Annotated in this window: 14 protein-coding genes; 9 read left to right on the plus strand and 5 right to left on the minus strand. The window is 72.1% G+C overall.

Going from position 1 to position 15,580, the window contains the following annotated elements:
* Positions 1-37: 37 nt before the first annotated feature.
* On the plus strand, positions 38-979 hold the full coding sequence (locus ACFYXF_RS29835) for an SDR family NAD(P)-dependent oxidoreductase (RefSeq protein WP_389354142.1): 942 nt from the start codon (positions 38-40) through the stop codon (positions 977-979).
* 457 nt (positions 980-1,436) lie between these two features.
* Here ACFYXF_RS29835 and ACFYXF_RS29840 read toward each other — a convergent pair whose 3' ends face one another.
* Entirely contained in the window at positions 1,437-2,897 is a 1,461-nt protein-coding gene (locus ACFYXF_RS29840) for an MFS transporter (protein WP_389354144.1), read from the minus strand.
* Between the two features lie 344 nt (positions 2,898-3,241).
* Between ACFYXF_RS29840 and ACFYXF_RS29845 the strand changes: the two genes are divergently transcribed.
* The 6 genes from ACFYXF_RS29845 (at position 3,242) to ACFYXF_RS29870 (ending at position 9,844) form a co-directional block, all read left to right on the plus strand.
* Entirely contained in the window at positions 3,242-3,970 is a 729-nt protein-coding gene (locus ACFYXF_RS29845) for a hypothetical protein (protein ID WP_389354146.1), read from the plus strand.
* A gap of 14 nt (positions 3,971-3,984) precedes the next feature.
* The gene (locus tag ACFYXF_RS29850; RefSeq protein ID WP_389354557.1) at positions 3,985-4,512 is read left to right on the plus strand and encodes a SixA phosphatase family protein; all 528 of its coding nucleotides are present in this window, start codon (positions 3,985-3,987) and stop codon (positions 4,510-4,512) included.
* Positions 4,513-4,550: 38 nt separating this feature from the next.
* A complete protein-coding gene (locus tag ACFYXF_RS29855) occupies positions 4,551-5,177 on the plus strand; it encodes a YigZ family protein (RefSeq protein WP_389354147.1) in 627 nt (208 codons plus the stop codon).
* A gap of 97 nt (positions 5,178-5,274) precedes the next feature.
* Positions 5,275-6,438 carry an exonuclease SbcCD subunit D gene (locus ACFYXF_RS29860; RefSeq protein ID WP_389354149.1) on the plus strand — a complete coding sequence of 388 codons (1,164 nt, stop codon included), beginning with the start codon at positions 5,275-5,277 and terminating at the stop codon, positions 6,436-6,438.
* A 116-nt stretch (positions 6,439-6,554) separates the two neighbouring features.
* Entirely contained in the window at positions 6,555-6,860 is a 306-nt protein-coding gene (locus ACFYXF_RS29865; protein ID WP_389354151.1) for a hypothetical protein, read from the plus strand.
* Positions 6,857-9,844, plus strand: coding sequence for an AAA family ATPase (locus ACFYXF_RS29870; protein ID WP_389354153.1), 2,988 nt, complete (start codon positions 6,857-6,859; stop codon positions 9,842-9,844). The genes ACFYXF_RS29865 and ACFYXF_RS29870 overlap by 4 nt, the downstream gene beginning before the upstream one ends.
* Before the next feature lie 12 nt (positions 9,845-9,856).
* On the opposite strand, the gene ACFYXF_RS29875 is transcribed toward ACFYXF_RS29870, so the two are convergent.
* Positions 9,857-10,303 (minus strand): Lrp/AsnC family transcriptional regulator, encoded by a 447-nt coding sequence (locus tag ACFYXF_RS29875; protein ID WP_389354155.1) that lies wholly within the window; start codon positions 10,301-10,303, stop codon positions 9,857-9,859.
* A gap of 138 nt (positions 10,304-10,441) precedes the next feature.
* On the opposite strand from ACFYXF_RS29875, the gene ACFYXF_RS29880 reads away from it, so the two are divergent.
* Positions 10,442-10,924, plus strand: coding sequence for a rhodanese-like domain-containing protein (locus ACFYXF_RS29880; RefSeq protein ID WP_389354157.1), 483 nt, complete (start codon positions 10,442-10,444; stop codon positions 10,922-10,924).
* A gap of 47 nt (positions 10,925-10,971) precedes the next feature.
* Here the strand turns inward: ACFYXF_RS29880 and ACFYXF_RS29885 are convergent, their stop codons facing one another.
* On the minus strand, positions 10,972-11,766 hold the full coding sequence (locus ACFYXF_RS29885) for an ATP-grasp domain-containing protein (protein WP_389354159.1): 795 nt from the start codon (positions 11,764-11,766) through the stop codon (positions 10,972-10,974).
* 77 nt (positions 11,767-11,843) lie between these two features.
* On the opposite strand from ACFYXF_RS29885, the gene ACFYXF_RS29890 reads away from it, so the two are divergent.
* A complete protein-coding gene (locus tag ACFYXF_RS29890; RefSeq protein ID WP_389354161.1) occupies positions 11,844-12,338 on the plus strand; it encodes an immunity 21 family protein in 495 nt (164 codons plus the stop codon).
* Positions 12,339-12,431: 93 nt separating this feature from the next.
* On the opposite strand, the gene ACFYXF_RS29895 is transcribed toward ACFYXF_RS29890, so the two are convergent.
* Both ACFYXF_RS29895 and ACFYXF_RS29900 read right to left on the minus strand, forming a co-directional pair.
* Complete coding sequence (locus tag ACFYXF_RS29895; RefSeq protein WP_389354163.1) at positions 12,432-14,123, minus strand: DUF885 domain-containing protein; 1,692 nt, start codon at positions 14,121-14,123, stop codon at positions 12,432-12,434.
* Between the two features lie 128 nt (positions 14,124-14,251).
* Entirely contained in the window at positions 14,252-15,535 is a 1,284-nt protein-coding gene (locus ACFYXF_RS29900) for a GNAT family N-acetyltransferase (protein WP_389354165.1), read from the minus strand.
* Positions 15,536-15,580 lie beyond the last annotated feature (45 nt).

The following is a 15,580-nucleotide window of genomic DNA, read 5'->3' on the forward strand; positions in this document are numbered from 1 at the left end:
CGACCGTCCCACACCCGCAGCACAACAGGAGTCACCTATGAGCGAATTCAGCTTCGAAGGACGCGTCGCCGTCGTCACGGGCGCGGGCCGCGGTCTCGGCCGGGCCTACGCCCGGCTGCTGGCGGAGCGGGGCGCCAAGGTCGTCGTCAACGACCTCGGCGGGTCGATCGAGGGCGACGGCGCGGACATCGGTCCCGCGCAGACGGTCGTCGAGGAGATCAAGGCCGCGGGCGGCGAGGCGGTGGCCGACACCAACGACGTGTCCACACCGGCCGGCGGCCAGGCGATCATCGACAGCGCGATCGCCGCCTTCGGCCGGATCGACGTCCTCGTCAACAACGCCGGGATCGTCCGCTACGCCGGGCTCCCGGACATCGAGGCGGAGAACCTGGAGCGCCATCTCGACGTACACCTCGTCGGCTCCTTCAACACGCTGCGGGCCGCCTGGCCGCACTTCGTGGAGCAGGGGTACGGCAGGGTCGTACTGACCACCTCCAGCGGCATGTTCGGGCTCGACAACAACCTGTCGTACGCGGCGGCGAAGGCGGGCACGATCGGTCTGGCCCGCAGCGCGAAGCTGGCCGGCGAGCCGCACAACATCAAGGTCAACCTGATCGCCCCGGCGGCGATGACCCGGATGGGCGGCGGCGAGCAGCCGGACGACGCGCAGCCCGTGCCCGGTCAGCCGTTCATGCCCTCGGGCGCGGTGGCGCCGATGGTGGCGTACCTCGCCCACGAGAGCTGCCCGGTCAACGGGGAGATCTACACGGCCGGCGCGGGCCGCTTCGCGCGCCTCTTCATCGCGTCGACCGAGGGGTACGTCCAGGAGGACGGCCAGGCGACCGTCGAGGACGTCGCGAAGAACTGGGACACCATCAACGACGAGAAGGACTACTACGTCCCGACCGACCTGATGGGCTGGTCCGGCTCCTTCCTCAAGCACCAGTTCCGCGACCTCTCGGTGCCCGGGGCCTCGTAGGCGCGCGGGTGGTCAGACACTGACCGAGGGCCCGATCCACCGATGAGCGACGCGTCGTCGCAGCTCGTCGGGGGGTCGGGCCCAGTGCTGTGCGGCGGGGCACGTCGTTCCCGGAGGTTGCCGGTACGGGGGCGTCACGGTGCGGGCCGCCGAGGGGGAGGGGCGGGGGCGGCTCGTCCGCCACAGGACGGAAGGTGCGGCCTCTGTGACGTCGCCGGGCTTGTGGCCGCCGTACGGGTCGCCGGGGACCGGCGATGCGCATTCGCGCACGCACCTTGCCGGTCGGTGGGCGGTGGCGGCCGGAGCGTGGTGCTTGGCCGCGCCTCGTCCTTGCCACTGCCCCCCACGCCCCCTGCCCCCTTGACCAACGCCGGACCGGCCCGCCGCTTCGGGGAAGCGGGCGGGCCGGTGCCGTGTGGTGCGGGCCGAAGCCGATGTGGCTGTCAGGGCCGAGGGGTCAGGCGACGGCCTGGCCGACCTGGACCTCGTCGAGGCGCTTGCTCTTGGGGATCAGGGAGACGAGCAGCGTGCCCACGGCACAGCAGCCGACGACCAGCCAGAGACCGTTGGTGAAGCCGGTGTCGAGGTAGAACTGGGTGCCGTGCATGACCGCCCCGTGCTGGGCCATCACGACGAAGGCCAGCTGGGACACGATGATCTGTGCGACGCCCTGACCGAGGGTCTGGGCGCCGTTGGCCAGCGCCTGTTCCTCGGGCGTGACCACCTCGATGATCATGATGGGCACGATGGCCATCACCACACCCGTGCCGAAGCCCGCGATGACACCCATCCCCACGATCTGGGGAGCGCTGTGGTGCGCCTGGGTGCCGATGCCGTAGCCGATGACGCTGAGCGCGGAGCCGACGGCCAGGATGATCCGCGCGTCCATCCGACGGGCGACGAAACCGGTGCCGACGGCCGCCACGATGATCATGGCGCTGATGGGACTGGTGACGATGGCGTTGTGGGTGCCGGACCAGCCCAGGCCCTCGGAGACGTTGGGGATGTTCGGCATCAGGATCAGCAACTGGATCACGACGCCGACGGCGCTGAGCGAGCCGGCCGCGATGGACGTGGCCAGCAGGACGCTCCACACCGAGCGCCGCTTGGTCATGGCCGGCGGGAACAGCGGTTCGGCGACACGGCGCTCGACGAGGACGAAGACGAGCAGGGTGATCAGCGCCCCGACGACCCAGGCGGCGAACTTGCCGCTGTCCCAGCCCCAGTGCGAGCCCTGGCCGACGGCGTAGACGAGCGCCGTGATCCCGCCGCCGAGGAGGATCCCGCCGAGCCAGTCCATCCGCCCGCCCGCTGCACGGACCGGGCTCTCGGGCACGAAGGACGCGACCAGGACGAAGCTCACGGCGGTGCTGATGGCCATGAACCACAGCACGCCGCGGAAGCCGTAGTCGTCCAGGAGCCAGCCGGACAGGAACGGCCCGCCGAAGGCGACGAGGCCGACACCGCCGGCCAGGATCCCGCTGGCGAGTCCGACCCAGCGGCGGGGGAACACGTCACGGGTGATCGCGTACGCGAGCGGGGCGGTGGCCGCGTAGACGCCCGCGATGCCACGCCCGATCAGCAGGGTGCGGTAGTCGGTGGCGACGGCGGCGATCAGGTCGCCGACGAAGCCCAGCCCGGTGGCGACGAGCAGAACCTTCTTCTTGCCGAAGAGCGCTGCGGCCTTGACCGCGAAGGGCAGGAAGAACGTCCCGGTGAGCAGGGTCATCAGGGTGAACCAGGCGATTTCGGTGGTCCGGAAGTGGATCGCGACATCGGCCTGCGCGATTCCGGACAGTGCGGCCATCAGCGCGACCAGCTGGACGGTCCACACGAGCGCGACGACGACGAGGGCATTGCGCCTGGTCGAGAGTGGTCTCTCGTGTTCCTCTGGGGCAGCGGTCTGTGTCTGGGACATGGGCGGCCTTCCAAGGGTGAGCGGAGATCCAGAGCACGGCTCTGACTCTGGAGGTGTGGGGAGGTTGGTGCCGGTAAAGTAGACCTAACGGTCGGTACAATCAATAAGCTGCGCGTAAAGCCCCCGAGCAACGGTCCCTGGTCCCACTCACCGGGACAAAAGACACCCCTGGGAGGCAGCCCCGAAGGGGCGCCTCCCAGGGGCGCGGGGAACTGCGCGACAAGCCCCCACCGGCGGGCAGCCGAACGAACCACCGAAAAAGGGCCCGCGAGGAACGACGCGACAACCCAGCCAACCCGCGCCCAAACGAACCGCCGAACCAGCGGAGCGTTACGCTCGGCACCGTGCTCCGCATCCTCGACGCCCGAACCGGCGAGACTCTCACCGCCGCCCCGGCCCGCAGGGCCCTGACCCGAGTCGAGGCACACGCCCACCGCTTCGACGCCACCGCCCTCCGCGTACTCCTGGTCGCCGACGTCCTCATCCGCGCCCTGGAGGTCGGCGGCACCCCCGCCTGGCCCGTGCTGGCCGGTGAGGAACAGGTGGCCGAACTCCGGGCGGGCGCCGCGGCACTCGGCATCCGCCCCTTCGAGGACCGGCAGGACGTCGGACCGGAACTGGCGGAGTCCCAACTGCTCCATGTGACGAGCCGGGACGACCGGGCGACGGACGGCATCCGCCTCGACGTCGCCCCGGTCGACTTCGCCGGCTCCGCGAGCGGCCTCGGAGACATCGACCCCAACACCCTCCGCCTGGCCCTGCTCACCCACCCCCGTTCCGAGCCCGTACGGCTGACCCCGGAGGCCCTGGCCGAAGCGGGCGGCACGCTCGCGCACTGGCGCCGGTCGGTCGCCGTCTGGGCCGGGCAGCCGTCCCGGCCGGTGCCCGAAGCCGTACGCCGCGATCTGCGCGCCGCCTGGGAGGACGACCTGGACGTGCCCGCCGTGCTGGACGTCCTGCGCCGTGTCGAGACCCTCGACGGGCTGCGGGACGGGGCCCGTTTCGAGACGTACGCCTACGCCGACCGCGTTCTCGGCCTCGAACTCACCCGCGACATCGGGACCCTGTCGTGACCGCCCACCGGGGCATGGGCCCGCTGCGCCGGCTGGTCGTCCTGCGGCACGCCAAGTCGGCCTGGCCGCCCGGCGTCGACGACCACGACCGGCCCCTCGGCCCGCGCGGTCTGCGCGACGCCCCCGCCGCCGGACGCGCGCTCGCCGAGGCCGACTGCCTGCCCGACCTCGCCCTGTGCTCCACAGCCGAACGCGCCCGCCGCACCTGGGAGTTGGCGGCGGCCGAGTGGGGCACCCCGCCGCCGGTGCGGCACGATCCGAGGGTGTACGGGGCCGACGTACCGGAGTTGCTGGCCGTCGTCCGTGAAGTCCCGTCCACCGTCGAGACGTTGCTGCTGGTCGGGCACAACCCCGGCCTGGAGGAACTGGTGCTGGAACTGGCCGGGGACGCGCTCGACGAGGCTCTGGACGACGTACGGAAGAAGTTCCCGACCTCCGCGATCGCCGTCCTGGTCTGGCACGGCGACAGCTGGCACGACCTCGCGCCCGGCACGGCCCTGCTCACGGACATGATCGTGCCGCGCGGCAAGCAGCACCACTGACCCCCGGCCACCCCACCTGGTGCGCATAGGGTGGCCGGATGCCGGACGAGTACCGCACAGTGGCCCACGCGGTCGTGCACGAGACCGAGGTCAACCGCTCCCGCTTCCTGTGCGCCCTCGCCCCCGCGGCCACCGAACAGGAGGCCCAGGAGTTCGTCGCCGCCGTCCGCAGGGAGCACGCCGACGCCACCCACAACTGCTTCGCGTACGTCATCGGCGCCGACGCCTCCGTCCAGCGGGCGAGCGACGACGGTGAACCGGGCGGCACGGCCGGCGTCCCCATGCTCCAGATGCTGCTGCGCCGCGACATGCGGTACGTCGTCGCCGTCGTCACCCGCTACTACGGCGGGGTCAAGCTGGGCGCGGGCGGGCTGATCAGGGCGTACGGGGGAGCGGTCGGCGAAGCGCTCGACGTCGTCGGCACCCGCACCCGCCGCCGGTTCCGGCTGGCCACGGTGACCGTCGACCACCAGCGCGCGGGCAAGGTCCAGAACGACCTGCGGTCCACCGGGCGCGAGGTGCGCGACGTGCGGTACGGGGAGGCCGTCACGATCGAGATCGGGCTGCCGGACGCCGAGGTGGAGGCGTTCAAGGGGTGGCTGGCGGATGCGACGGCGGGAACGGCGGGGTTCGCACTCGGTGGAGAGGCGTACGGGGACGCGTGAGCGACACGATGTCCTCGGGGGCCGCACATCGGGCCGATGGGGTCGATACGGGAGTTACCGCCCGTGATGTCAGACCCGGCTGTTAGTTTCGGGGATCATGAGACTGCTGCACACGTCCGACTGGCATCTCGGCCGCGCCTTCCACCGGGTGAACATGCTCGGGGCGCAGGCCGAGTTCATCGGCCATCTCGTCACCGTCGCGCGCGAGCGCGAGGTCGACGCGGTGGTCGTGTCGGGTGATGTGTACGACCGGGCGGTACCGCCGCTGGCCGCGGTCGAGCTGTTCGACGACGCCCTGCACCGGCTCGCCGACCTCGGGGTGCCGACGGTGATGATCTCCGGCAACCACGACTCGGCCCGCCGCCTCGGTGTCGGCGCCGGGCTCATCGGCCGCGCCGGCATCCATCTGCGCACCGACCCGTCGGCCGCCGGGACACCGGTCGTCCTCCAGGACGCCTCCGGGGACGTGGCCTTCTACGGCCTCCCCTATCTCGAACCGGCGCTGGTCAAGGACGAGTTCGGGCTGGAGAAGGCCGGCCACGAGAGCGTCCTCGCCGCCGCCATGGACCGGGTCCGCGCCGACCTCGCCACGCGCGCGGAGGGCACCCGTTCCGTCGTCCTCGCCCATGCCTTCGTCACCGGCGGCGAGGCCAGCGACAGCGAGCGGGACATCGCTGTCGGCGGGGTCGCCGCCGTGCCCTCCGGCGTCTTCGACGGCGTCGACTATGTGGCCCTCGGCCATCTGCACGGCTGCCAGACCATCGCCGAGCGCGTGCGGTACTCGGGCTCCCCGCTGCCGTACTCCTTCTCCGAGGCCGACCATCGCAAGAGCATGTGGCTGGTCGACCTGGCGGGCGACGGCTCGCTCACCGCGGAGCGCGTCGACTGCCCGGTGCCGCGCGCGCTCGCCCGGATCCGGGGAGCGCTGGAGGAACTCCTCGCCGATCCGGACCTCGCCCGCCACGAGGACGCGTGGATCGAGGCGACGCTGACGGACCCGGTGCGCCCGGCCGACCCCATGGCCCGCCTCTCGGAACGGTTCCCGCACACCCTGAGCCTCGCCTTCGACCCGGACCGCTCACCGGACGACCCGGACGTGACCTATGCGCGGCGCCTGGCGGGCCGCGACGACCAGGAGATCGCGGAGGACTTCGTCCTGCATGTGCGGGGCGCGGAAGCGGACGAGCACGAACGGGGCGTGCTGCGGGACGCGTTCGACGCGGTGCGGGTGGACGAGACGGTACGGGAGGTCGCGCGGTGAAGCCGGCGCGGGCTGTGTGGACATGGATTGGGCGGAACGGCATGGGCCCCGACGCGGGTCAGGGCATCGGCCAAGGTGCTGACCGTGGTGGGGCGTATCACGTGGGGTGCGGGCCGGTGGGGCTTCTCGCGCAGTTCCCCGCGCCCCTGAAAGGCAGGGGCTGCGCCCCTGGCCTTTCGGGCCGCAGGGGCGGGGCGGACTACGACGGGCGGCAGGGCGCCCACCACGCGGGCCAAGGCATGGGCCGTGACGCGGGGCAGGGCGCCAGCCAAGGCGCGGGCCACGACGGGTGGCAGGGCATCGACCTAGGCGCGGGCCAACGCGCCCGCCAGGGCATGGGCCGAGGCCCCGGCAGCCGTGCCCCGGCCGACCCGCGCCGCACCGATTCGTACAGCGACTTGCACACGGAGGGCGCCCGGTGAGGCTGCACCGGCTGGACATCACGGCCTTCGGGCCCTTCGGGGGCGCTCAGCAGGTCGACTTCGGGGAGTTGTCCGCCGCCGGGCTCTTCCTGCTGCACGGTCCGACGGGCGCGGGCAAGACGTCGATCCTGGACGCCGTCTGCTACGCGCTGTACGGCTCGGTGCCCGGCGCCCGCCAGGGCGGCTCGCTGCGCAGCGACCATGCAGCGGCCGGCACCCGCACCGAGGTCACCCTCGAACTCACCGTCGCCGGAAGGCGGTTGGAACTCACCCGGCAGCCGCCCTGGGAGCGCCCCAAGAAGCAAGGGCGTCCGGGGACGACGGTCGACAAGGCGCAGAGCTGGCTGCGCGAGTACGACGCCTCGGCCGGTGCCTGGAAGGACCTCAGCCGCTCCCACCAGGAGATCGGCGAGGAGATCACCCAGCTGCTCGGGATGAGCCGCGAGCAGTTCTGCCAGGTCGTGCTGCTGCCCCAGGGCGACTTCGCCCGCTTCCTGCGCGCCGACGCCGAGGCCCGCGGCAAGCTGCTCGGCCGCCTCTTCGACACGCATCGCTTCGCCGAGGTCGAGAAGCGCCTCGCGGATCGCCGGCGCGCTGCCGAGGCCGAAGTGCGCGACGGGGACGCGGAGTTGCTGGCCGACGCCCACCGGATGCAGCAGGCAGCCGGTGACGCCATGGAGCTGCCCGGCCTCGCGCCGGGTGAACCGGGGCTGGCCGAGGCCATCATGGGCGCCGCCGCCGTCGCCCGCTCCACCGCGCGGGAGTGGCTGACCATCGCCCACTGTGCCCGTACCGCCGCCGAGTCCGCGCAGGTCGCGGCCGACGGCGCGCTGGCCGACGTACGCGAAGTGGCCCGGTTGCAGCGGCGGTTCGCCGAGGCGCGGGAGCGGGCCGGGCGGCTGGAGGAGCGGGCGGACACGCACCGGGCGGACCGGGAGCGGATGGAGCGGGCCCGCAAGGCCGAGGCGGTGGCGCCCGCGCTGGAGCTTCGCGAGGCGGCCGAGGCCGAGCACCGGCGCGCGGCCGACGGTGAGGCACGCGCGCGTGCCCAGCTGCCGGACACCTTCGCGGACGCCGGAGCCGGTGGACTGGCCGCAGCCGCGCGCCGGGCCGCCGAGGAACTGGGCGGGCTCGAATCCGCCCGCCGTGCCGAACAGCGGCTGGCCCAGCTCATCGCCGAGCGCACCGGCCTGGACCGCCAGGAGCGCGCCGACGAGGACGTCCTGCACGACGCCGAGAACTGGCTCGGCGGATGGGAGGCGACCCGGGCGGGCCTCCAGACCCGTATCGAGTCCGCGCAGGAGGCCGCCACCAGGGCCGAACAGCTCGCCGTCCAGCGGGAACCCGCCCAGAACCGGCTCAGGGCGGCACGGCAGCGTGACGCGCTCGCCCGGGACACGGACGAGACGCAGACCCACGTACTGGCCTCGCGCGAGCGCGCCACCGAGGCGAAGGCCCATTGGCTCGACCTCAAGGAACAGCGCCTGAACGGCATCGCCGCCGAACTGGCCGCCCAGCTGAGCGACGGCGAACCCTGTGCCGTCTGCGGTGCCACCGAACACCCGGCGCCCGCACGGAAGATCGCCGGGCACGTCGACCGGGAGGCGGAGGAGCGCGCGCTTGCCGCCCACCAGCGGGCCGACGAGCGGCGCGCCGAGGACGAACGCCGACTGGGCCTCGTACGCGAGGCACTGGCAGCCGCCACCGCCGAGGCTGGGGACACGCCCACCGCACAACTCGCCGAGCAGGCCGAGGAGTTGGAGCGGCGGTACGAGGAGGCCCGCCGGGGTGCCTCCGGGCTGCACTCCGCGCACGAGGAGCTGCGCCGGGCCGAGCAGGAGCGTGAGCGTCGCAGCGCAGCCCGGCAGGAGGCGGCGCTCAGGACGGCGTCCCGGGTCGCCCGCCGGGACACCCTGGACAGTGAACGGGCCACGCTGGAGGAGGAGTTGACGCAGGCCCGGGGCGGCGCCGCGAGCGTTGCCGTGCGGGCCGGGCAACTGGAACGCCAGGTCGCGCTGCTCACCGACACGGCCGAGGCGGCCCGCGCCGCCGAGGACACCGCCCAGCGCCTCAAGGACGCCGACGCACGTCTCGCCGACGCCGCCTACCGCGCCGGGTTCGACACACCACGAGCGGCGGCGGACGCCCTGCTGGACGACGCGGCCCACCGCGAACTCCAACGGCGCCTGGACGCCTGGCAGTCCGAGGAGGCCGCCGTACGGGCCGCCCTAGCCGAACCCGACACCGTGGCCGCGGCCCAACAGCCGCCCGCCGACCTCGCGGGCGCGGAGCGGACCGCCTCGGCCGCCGCCCGGCGCCTGCGGGAGGCCGCCTCCGCGCGCGACGCCGCCGCGAGCCGCTGCCGCGAACTCGACCGCCTGTCCGCCCGCTCGGCCACGGCGGTACGACGGCTCGCACCCCTCCGTGCCGCCCACGACCGGGTGGCCCGCCTCGCCACCCTCACCGCGGGCACCTCGGCGGACAACGAACGCAAGATGCGCCTGGAGTCGTACGTCCTCGCCGCCCGCCTCGAACAGGTGGCCGCCGCCGCGACGGCACGGCTGCTGCGCATGTCGTCCGGCCGCTACACCCTCGTCCACTCCGACGACCGGGCAGGGCGGGGCCGCAGCGGCCTCGGGCTGCATGTCGTCGACGCCTGGACCGGCCGCGAGCGGGACACGGCGACCCTGTCCGGCGGCGAGACGTTCTTCGCCTCGCTCGCCCTCGCCCTCGGCCTCGCGGACGTCGTCACGGACGAGGCCGGCGGGGTAAGTCTCGACACCCTCTTCATCGACGAGGGCTTCGGCAGCCTCGACGAACAGACGCTCGACGAGGTCCTCGACGTCCTCGACTCACTGCGCGAGCGGGACCGAAGCGTCGGCATCGTCAGCCATGTGCCGGACCTGCGGCGCCGGATCCACGCCCAACTGGAGGTGGAGAAGGGGAGATCGGGGTCGGTGGTGAGACAGCAGGGCGGCGGATGAGGATGTTGGCTCTCACTGCCCGACGGGCCGACGGGGGACAGGCGACGAGTAGACGACGCTCGTCGTCACTGACCCCAGCGCGCCGATCTTGCCCGACACCTCCTCCAGATGCCGCATCGAACGCGCGATGACCTTGATGACGAAGCAGTCGTCCCCCGTCACGTGGTGCGCCTCCAGGATCTCGGGCGTCACGGCGACCAGGTCGTGGAACGGCTTGTAGTTGCCGTTCGGGTACCGGAGCCGTACGAAGGCCACGATCGGCAGACCGAGCCGCTCCGGGTCGACGACCGCCGCGTACCCCTGGATGACACCGGCCTCCTCCAGCCGCCGCACCCGCTCGGTGACCGCGCTCGGGGACATCGCGACGGCACGCGCCAGCTCGGCGAAACTGGCGCGGCCGTCACGCTGGAGGACATCGAGGATGCGCCAGTCGGTGGCGTCCGGGGAAAACGTGCTCATGACCGAGGAGTAGCAGGGAAATCCCCGGCGGATCAAGAGCAAGGCCGTGGATCACACCTTCAGGTGACGTGTTCACCGGCCGTAGATTTCCACTGAGGAACCTCAGCCGGGAGTTTCCCACAAAGGGAGGGCCAGACCATGAGCACCACCACGATCACCACCAACCCCGTCCTGCGCATCCCCCCGGCCACCCCGCCCGAGGCCGCCGCATATTTCGCCGCGAGCCTCGCCTTCCACGCGGACGTCTCCGACGTGGCCACCGCTCTGGCGGCCGACGCCGACCCCGGTTTCGTCGTCATCGACTCACGCTCCACCGAGTCCTGGGACCAGGGCCACATCCCGGGCGCGCTCCACCTCCCGACGGCCCTGATCCCCGCACAGGCCGCCCAACTGCTGGACAAGTCAACCCCGGTGATCACGTACTGCTGGGGCCCCGCCTGCAACGGAGCGACCCGAGCCGCCCTGGCCCTCGCCCAACTCGGCTACCAGGTCAAGGAGATGCTCGGCGGCTTCGAGTACTGGGTACGCGAGGGCTTCGAGTTCGAGACACGGGAGGGCCGGGACCGCCGTGACGCGGATGCGTTGACGGCTCCGGTGGACGCGGTGGACTGCGGCTGCTGAAGCGAACGCCGACCGCAGCCCGTACAAGCCGCCGTCCTGTACGAGCGTCAGTCTCGTACTACTTCGGGGAGAGGCCGCAGGAAGGCACGGTCCGCCGACCCCAACTCCCCGTCCGGGCGGGCCGCGTGCAGGACGACGTCGAGGACGGCATCCGGATCGCAGGCGTAATGCCCGCTTGCCCAGGCGGCGTTGGCCTCGACGACGGCCCACTGCGAGCACTCCGCCAGCAGACCGACGTCCACGACGACGGCACTGGGCAGGTGCTGCGCCGCCAGCCGCTCGGCGAAGGCCAGTACGTCCGTGCGCCGAGGGTCCTCGTCGAGCGGGACGACATCCAGCTCGCCGTTCGCCAAGTACCTGCTGCCGGTACGGACTTCACCGTCGAGCAGGAACAGTCGATACTCCACGGCGAACGTCACGATGTCGCTCACCAGCACCGGCGTGCCGTCGTCGACCGCGTCGGGACCCGGCAGCCGGCTCCCGTCCGGATAGACGCGCGCGGGGAAGCTCTTGTCGTTGGGCGGCTTCACGAACGCGGGCCGCCGCAGCTGCCGCGCCTCGGCGACGGTGCTGAACTCGATCTCCCTGTGCGTGAGTTCGTACGGCAGTCGGGCCAGCCAGTCCGGCGCCGCCTCCAGCAGCCCGAGCCCCAGCTCGGCGGCCACCGCGTCCGCGAACAGCGGCCCGGCGTAGAGGGTCGCGCCCTCGGCTGCCCGCCACTCCTCCGGCACTCGCCATTCGCGGAGGACCTCGACGCCCATGGCGCGTCGACGTGCCGCGTCGGCCAGTGCGTGTCCGGTCGCGGTAACGCGTGGGGAGAGAAAGAGGGTTCGGGCGTTCATGGGAGTTGACGGTGACCTACCGGGAGGTGTGGGGGACAGCGAATTTACGGGCGCGCACTGCGTGTAGGTTGCTGCGCATGGCAGTTGAGTGGGTGGAGTCGGGCGGTGGGCCGCTCATAGCGGTGCCTGAAGCGGTGTTGCCGTTCTGGGCCGGGGCCGACGGTGACGAGTTGTCGACGGACTACGACCGGGCCTGTGAGGTGGACGGGCTCATCGGGTTCGTGCCTGTCGGTGACACCACGGCTCTTGTCCTCGGTGACGAACCCGCCTCGACCGCGTTCCTGCCGGAGCACGACACCTTCGTACGGTGGTGTGCCGCCGACTCCGAGGACGAACTCCTTGCCTGTGTCCCGGCCGCGCTGGCCGCCGCCGAGTGGGAGGCGGACAGGGTGTGGGAGACACCGGGCGACGTGGTCCTCTTCGACTCGGCCTGGCCGGGCAAGGAGACGGACCGGACCGATCATCTGCGGGTCGGGCTGGCGCCGGGGCGGTACGCGGTGCGGGCGGCGTACGTGGAGCCCGGACCGGAGACCTGGGTGGGGCTCGTGCAGTTGCGGCGGCTGGTGGACTGACCGGCTGATGCAAGGACCGGGGCCGGGGGTTGTGAGACGTGCAGCCCCCACAACCCCCGTACCCCGCCCCTTAGTCGCCCTCGGTGAGCCGCCTCACAGCAGCGACAGCTCGTCCACCAGATCGTCCAGCCCTAGCGATCCCTGCGACAGCGCCGCCATGTGCCAGGCCTTCGCGTCGAAGGTGTCGCCGTGGCGGCGCTGGGCGTTCTCGCGGCCCAGCAGCCAGGCCCGCTCGCCCAGCTTGTAGCCGATCGCCTGGCCGGGGATCGTCAGATAGCGGGTCAGTTCGCTCTCCACGAAGTCCGCGGGGCGGCTGCTGTGGGCGCCGAAGAACTCCTCGGCCAGTTCCGGGGTCCAGCGCTCGCCGGGGTGGAAGGGGGAGTCCGCCGGGATCTCCAGCTCCACGTGCATGCCGATGTCTACGATGACCCGGGCCGCCCGCATCATCTGCGCGTCGAGATAGCCGATGCGCTGCTCGGCGTCCGTGAGGAAGCCCAGCTCGTCCATCAGGCGCTCCGCGTACAGCGCCCAGCCCTCGCAGTTGGCGCTGACGCCGCCGATGGTGGCCTGGTAGCGGGAGAGGTTCTCGGCGACGTGCACCCACTGCGCGAGCTGGAGGTGGTGGCCGGGGACGCCCTCGTGGTACCAGGTCGAGACCAGGTCGTACACGGGGAAGCGGGTCTGGCCCATCGTCGGCAGCCAGGTGGTGCCGGGACGGGAGAAGTCCTCCGACGGGGACATGTAGTACGGCGCCGCCGCGCTGCCGGGAGGCGCGATGCGGGACTCCACCTTCTTCACCCGCTCGGCCAGCTCGAAGTGCGTGCCGTCCAGCGCCTCGATCGCCTGGTCCATCAGGCCCTGGAGCCACTCGCGGACCTCGTCGACACCCTCGATGTGCTTGCCGTGCTCGTCGAGATGCGCCAGCGCCACCCACGGTGTCTCCGCGCCCGGCAGGATCTTCTCGGCCTCCAGCCTCATCTCACCGAGGAGACGGTGGAACTCGGCCCAGCCGTACGCGTACGCCTCGTCCAGGTCCAGATCCGTGCCGTTCCAGTAGCGCGACCAGCGCGCGTACCGCTCCCGGCCCACCGTGTTCGGCTTGCCCTCGACGGCCGGCGCGTACACGTCCCGCATCCAGTCCCGCAGTTCGAGGACGGCCTCGTCCGCGACCCGCGCCGCCTCGTCCAGTTCGGTGCGCAGCGTCTTGGGGCCGGCCGACGCGAAGTCCGCGAACCAGCCGATGCCCTTGCCGTCCAGGTCGGACCACTCACCGAGCTGCCCGACGAACGTGGCCGTGGGGCGCGGAGCCGCGTACAGCTCGCGCTCCAGACCCAGGGTCAGGCTCTCCCGGTAGCCCCGCAGCGCGGCCGGCACCGCGCGCAGCCGCTCCACGACCGCAGCCCAGTCCTCGTCCGTCTCCGTCGGCGTCACCGTGAACACCTCGCGCACCGAGTGCGCGGCAGTGTGCATGTTGCCGACGGCCCGCAGCCCCTCGCCGGCCTCGTGCACGGCGAGTTCGGCGGTGAGCCGCTCGCGCAGCAGCCGCCCGCAGCGCCGCTCGATGTCACTGTCCGCGCCGGGCCGCAGCTCGGCCTCGTCCAGCCGGGCCAGCGTCGTCCGCGCCAGCTCCGCGAGGGCCTCCTGGCCCGCGGGCGAGGTGTCCGGCAGCCTGCTCGAACTCTCCTTCACGCCGAGGTAGGTACCGGTAACGGGATCGAGGGCGACAAGATCGTCGACATAGGCGTCGGCGACCTCACGAGGCAGGGAGTTCTTGGTGTCTGACATGCACTCATCCTCGTACGCATCCCGGGACCCTGCCAAGAAGGGTCCGCCCGCGCCCCCTAGGGGCGCGGGGAACTGCGCGACAAGCCACGACGAACCCGCAGACGAGTGTCGACCTTTGAACGGTGTGTTCAGTCCCGCGAACTGTGGTCGTACGGCGACGGAGAAGCGACCGGCGAGGCATCCAGCCGAGCCGTGATCACCAACGTCCCCTCCTCGATCTGATAATCCAACGGCAACCCGAGCCCCCGCATAGCAGCGACCATCCCCGTGTTGGACGACTGCGTCACCGCATACACGTGCTCGCAGTTCGCCTCGCGAGCCATGGACACAAGGCGCCGAAGAAGCTCGCCGCCAATACCCCGCCGCTGCCACTCGTCCTCGACGATCAGCGCGATCTCGGTCTCGTCACCGTCCCAGAGAAGATGACCCAGCCCGACGACCCGCCCCGACGCCGTCTGCACGGCGAGCGTGCGGCCGAAGCGCGGGCTGAGCAGGTGGTTGAGATAGCGGTCGGCGTCACCCATCGGCCCGTGGTAGCGCAGCGACAACGTGCGCGGCGAGCAGCGCTCGTGCATCGCCTTCGCCGCGTCCAGGTCACCCGCGTCGGCGCGCCGTACGGTGATGGCGTTGCCCCGCGGCAGCGTCAGCACGTCCTGGCCGTGCGGGACGCGGGGCCCGAGCCGCGCGTCCAGCTCCACCAGCGCCCGCGCCCGGGCGAACTCGGTCGGGGTGAACGGCAGATACGGCCGCTCCACGGTGATCACTCCACCTTCCGGCGCGCGCAGCCGCATCACCGTGTCCGTCTCTTCGAGGGCGCCCTCGACCGGTACGCCCTCCCGTGCCGCCGAGTCGCCGCCGGGCAGCGACCGGATCGTGCACCGCCCGAGCAACTGGCGCAGCGCCAGCGGCAGTTCGGCCGCGTCCAGGGCCGTACGGGTGGCGAGGCCCAGGACCCGGGTCGGCGCGTCGACGAGATCGTGGGCGTCGGCCCGCTCGATCCACGTCCCGGCGCCGCCCGCCCGGGACACCGCCTCGGAGATCTCGGAGGCGGTGAGATCAGCGGGGGCGCGCAGCAGGAACTCGTCGACCGTGCCCACGGCCAGCGGATGCGTCTGGAGGCTGAGGATGTCGATGCGCCGCTCGGCGAGAGCGATGCACAGCGCGGCGAGGGACCCCGGCTGGTCCTTCACCGTCGTCCGCATCCGCCACAGCACACTCGCGCCGGAGCCCACGCCGGTATCGCTACCGGTAGCGGTATCCGTACCGGCATCGTTGTCGTCCGGGGGTGCGTGACCGTGGCGGCTTGCCCACCATGTGCGCAGCAGGGCGGCGAGTTCGACGACGTCCCGCCGCCACCGGCGTACCGGACGCCCATCCGTCACAGCAGTTCCTTCACATACTTTTCGAGTCATGCAGTCACCATGCGCCAACGGTGTTGCGTGATCACGAACGGACTG

The organism is Streptomyces sp. NPDC002680 (genome assembly GCF_042889145.1).
GTDB lineage: Bacteria > Actinomycetota > Actinomycetes > Streptomycetales > Streptomycetaceae > Streptomyces > Streptomyces adonidis.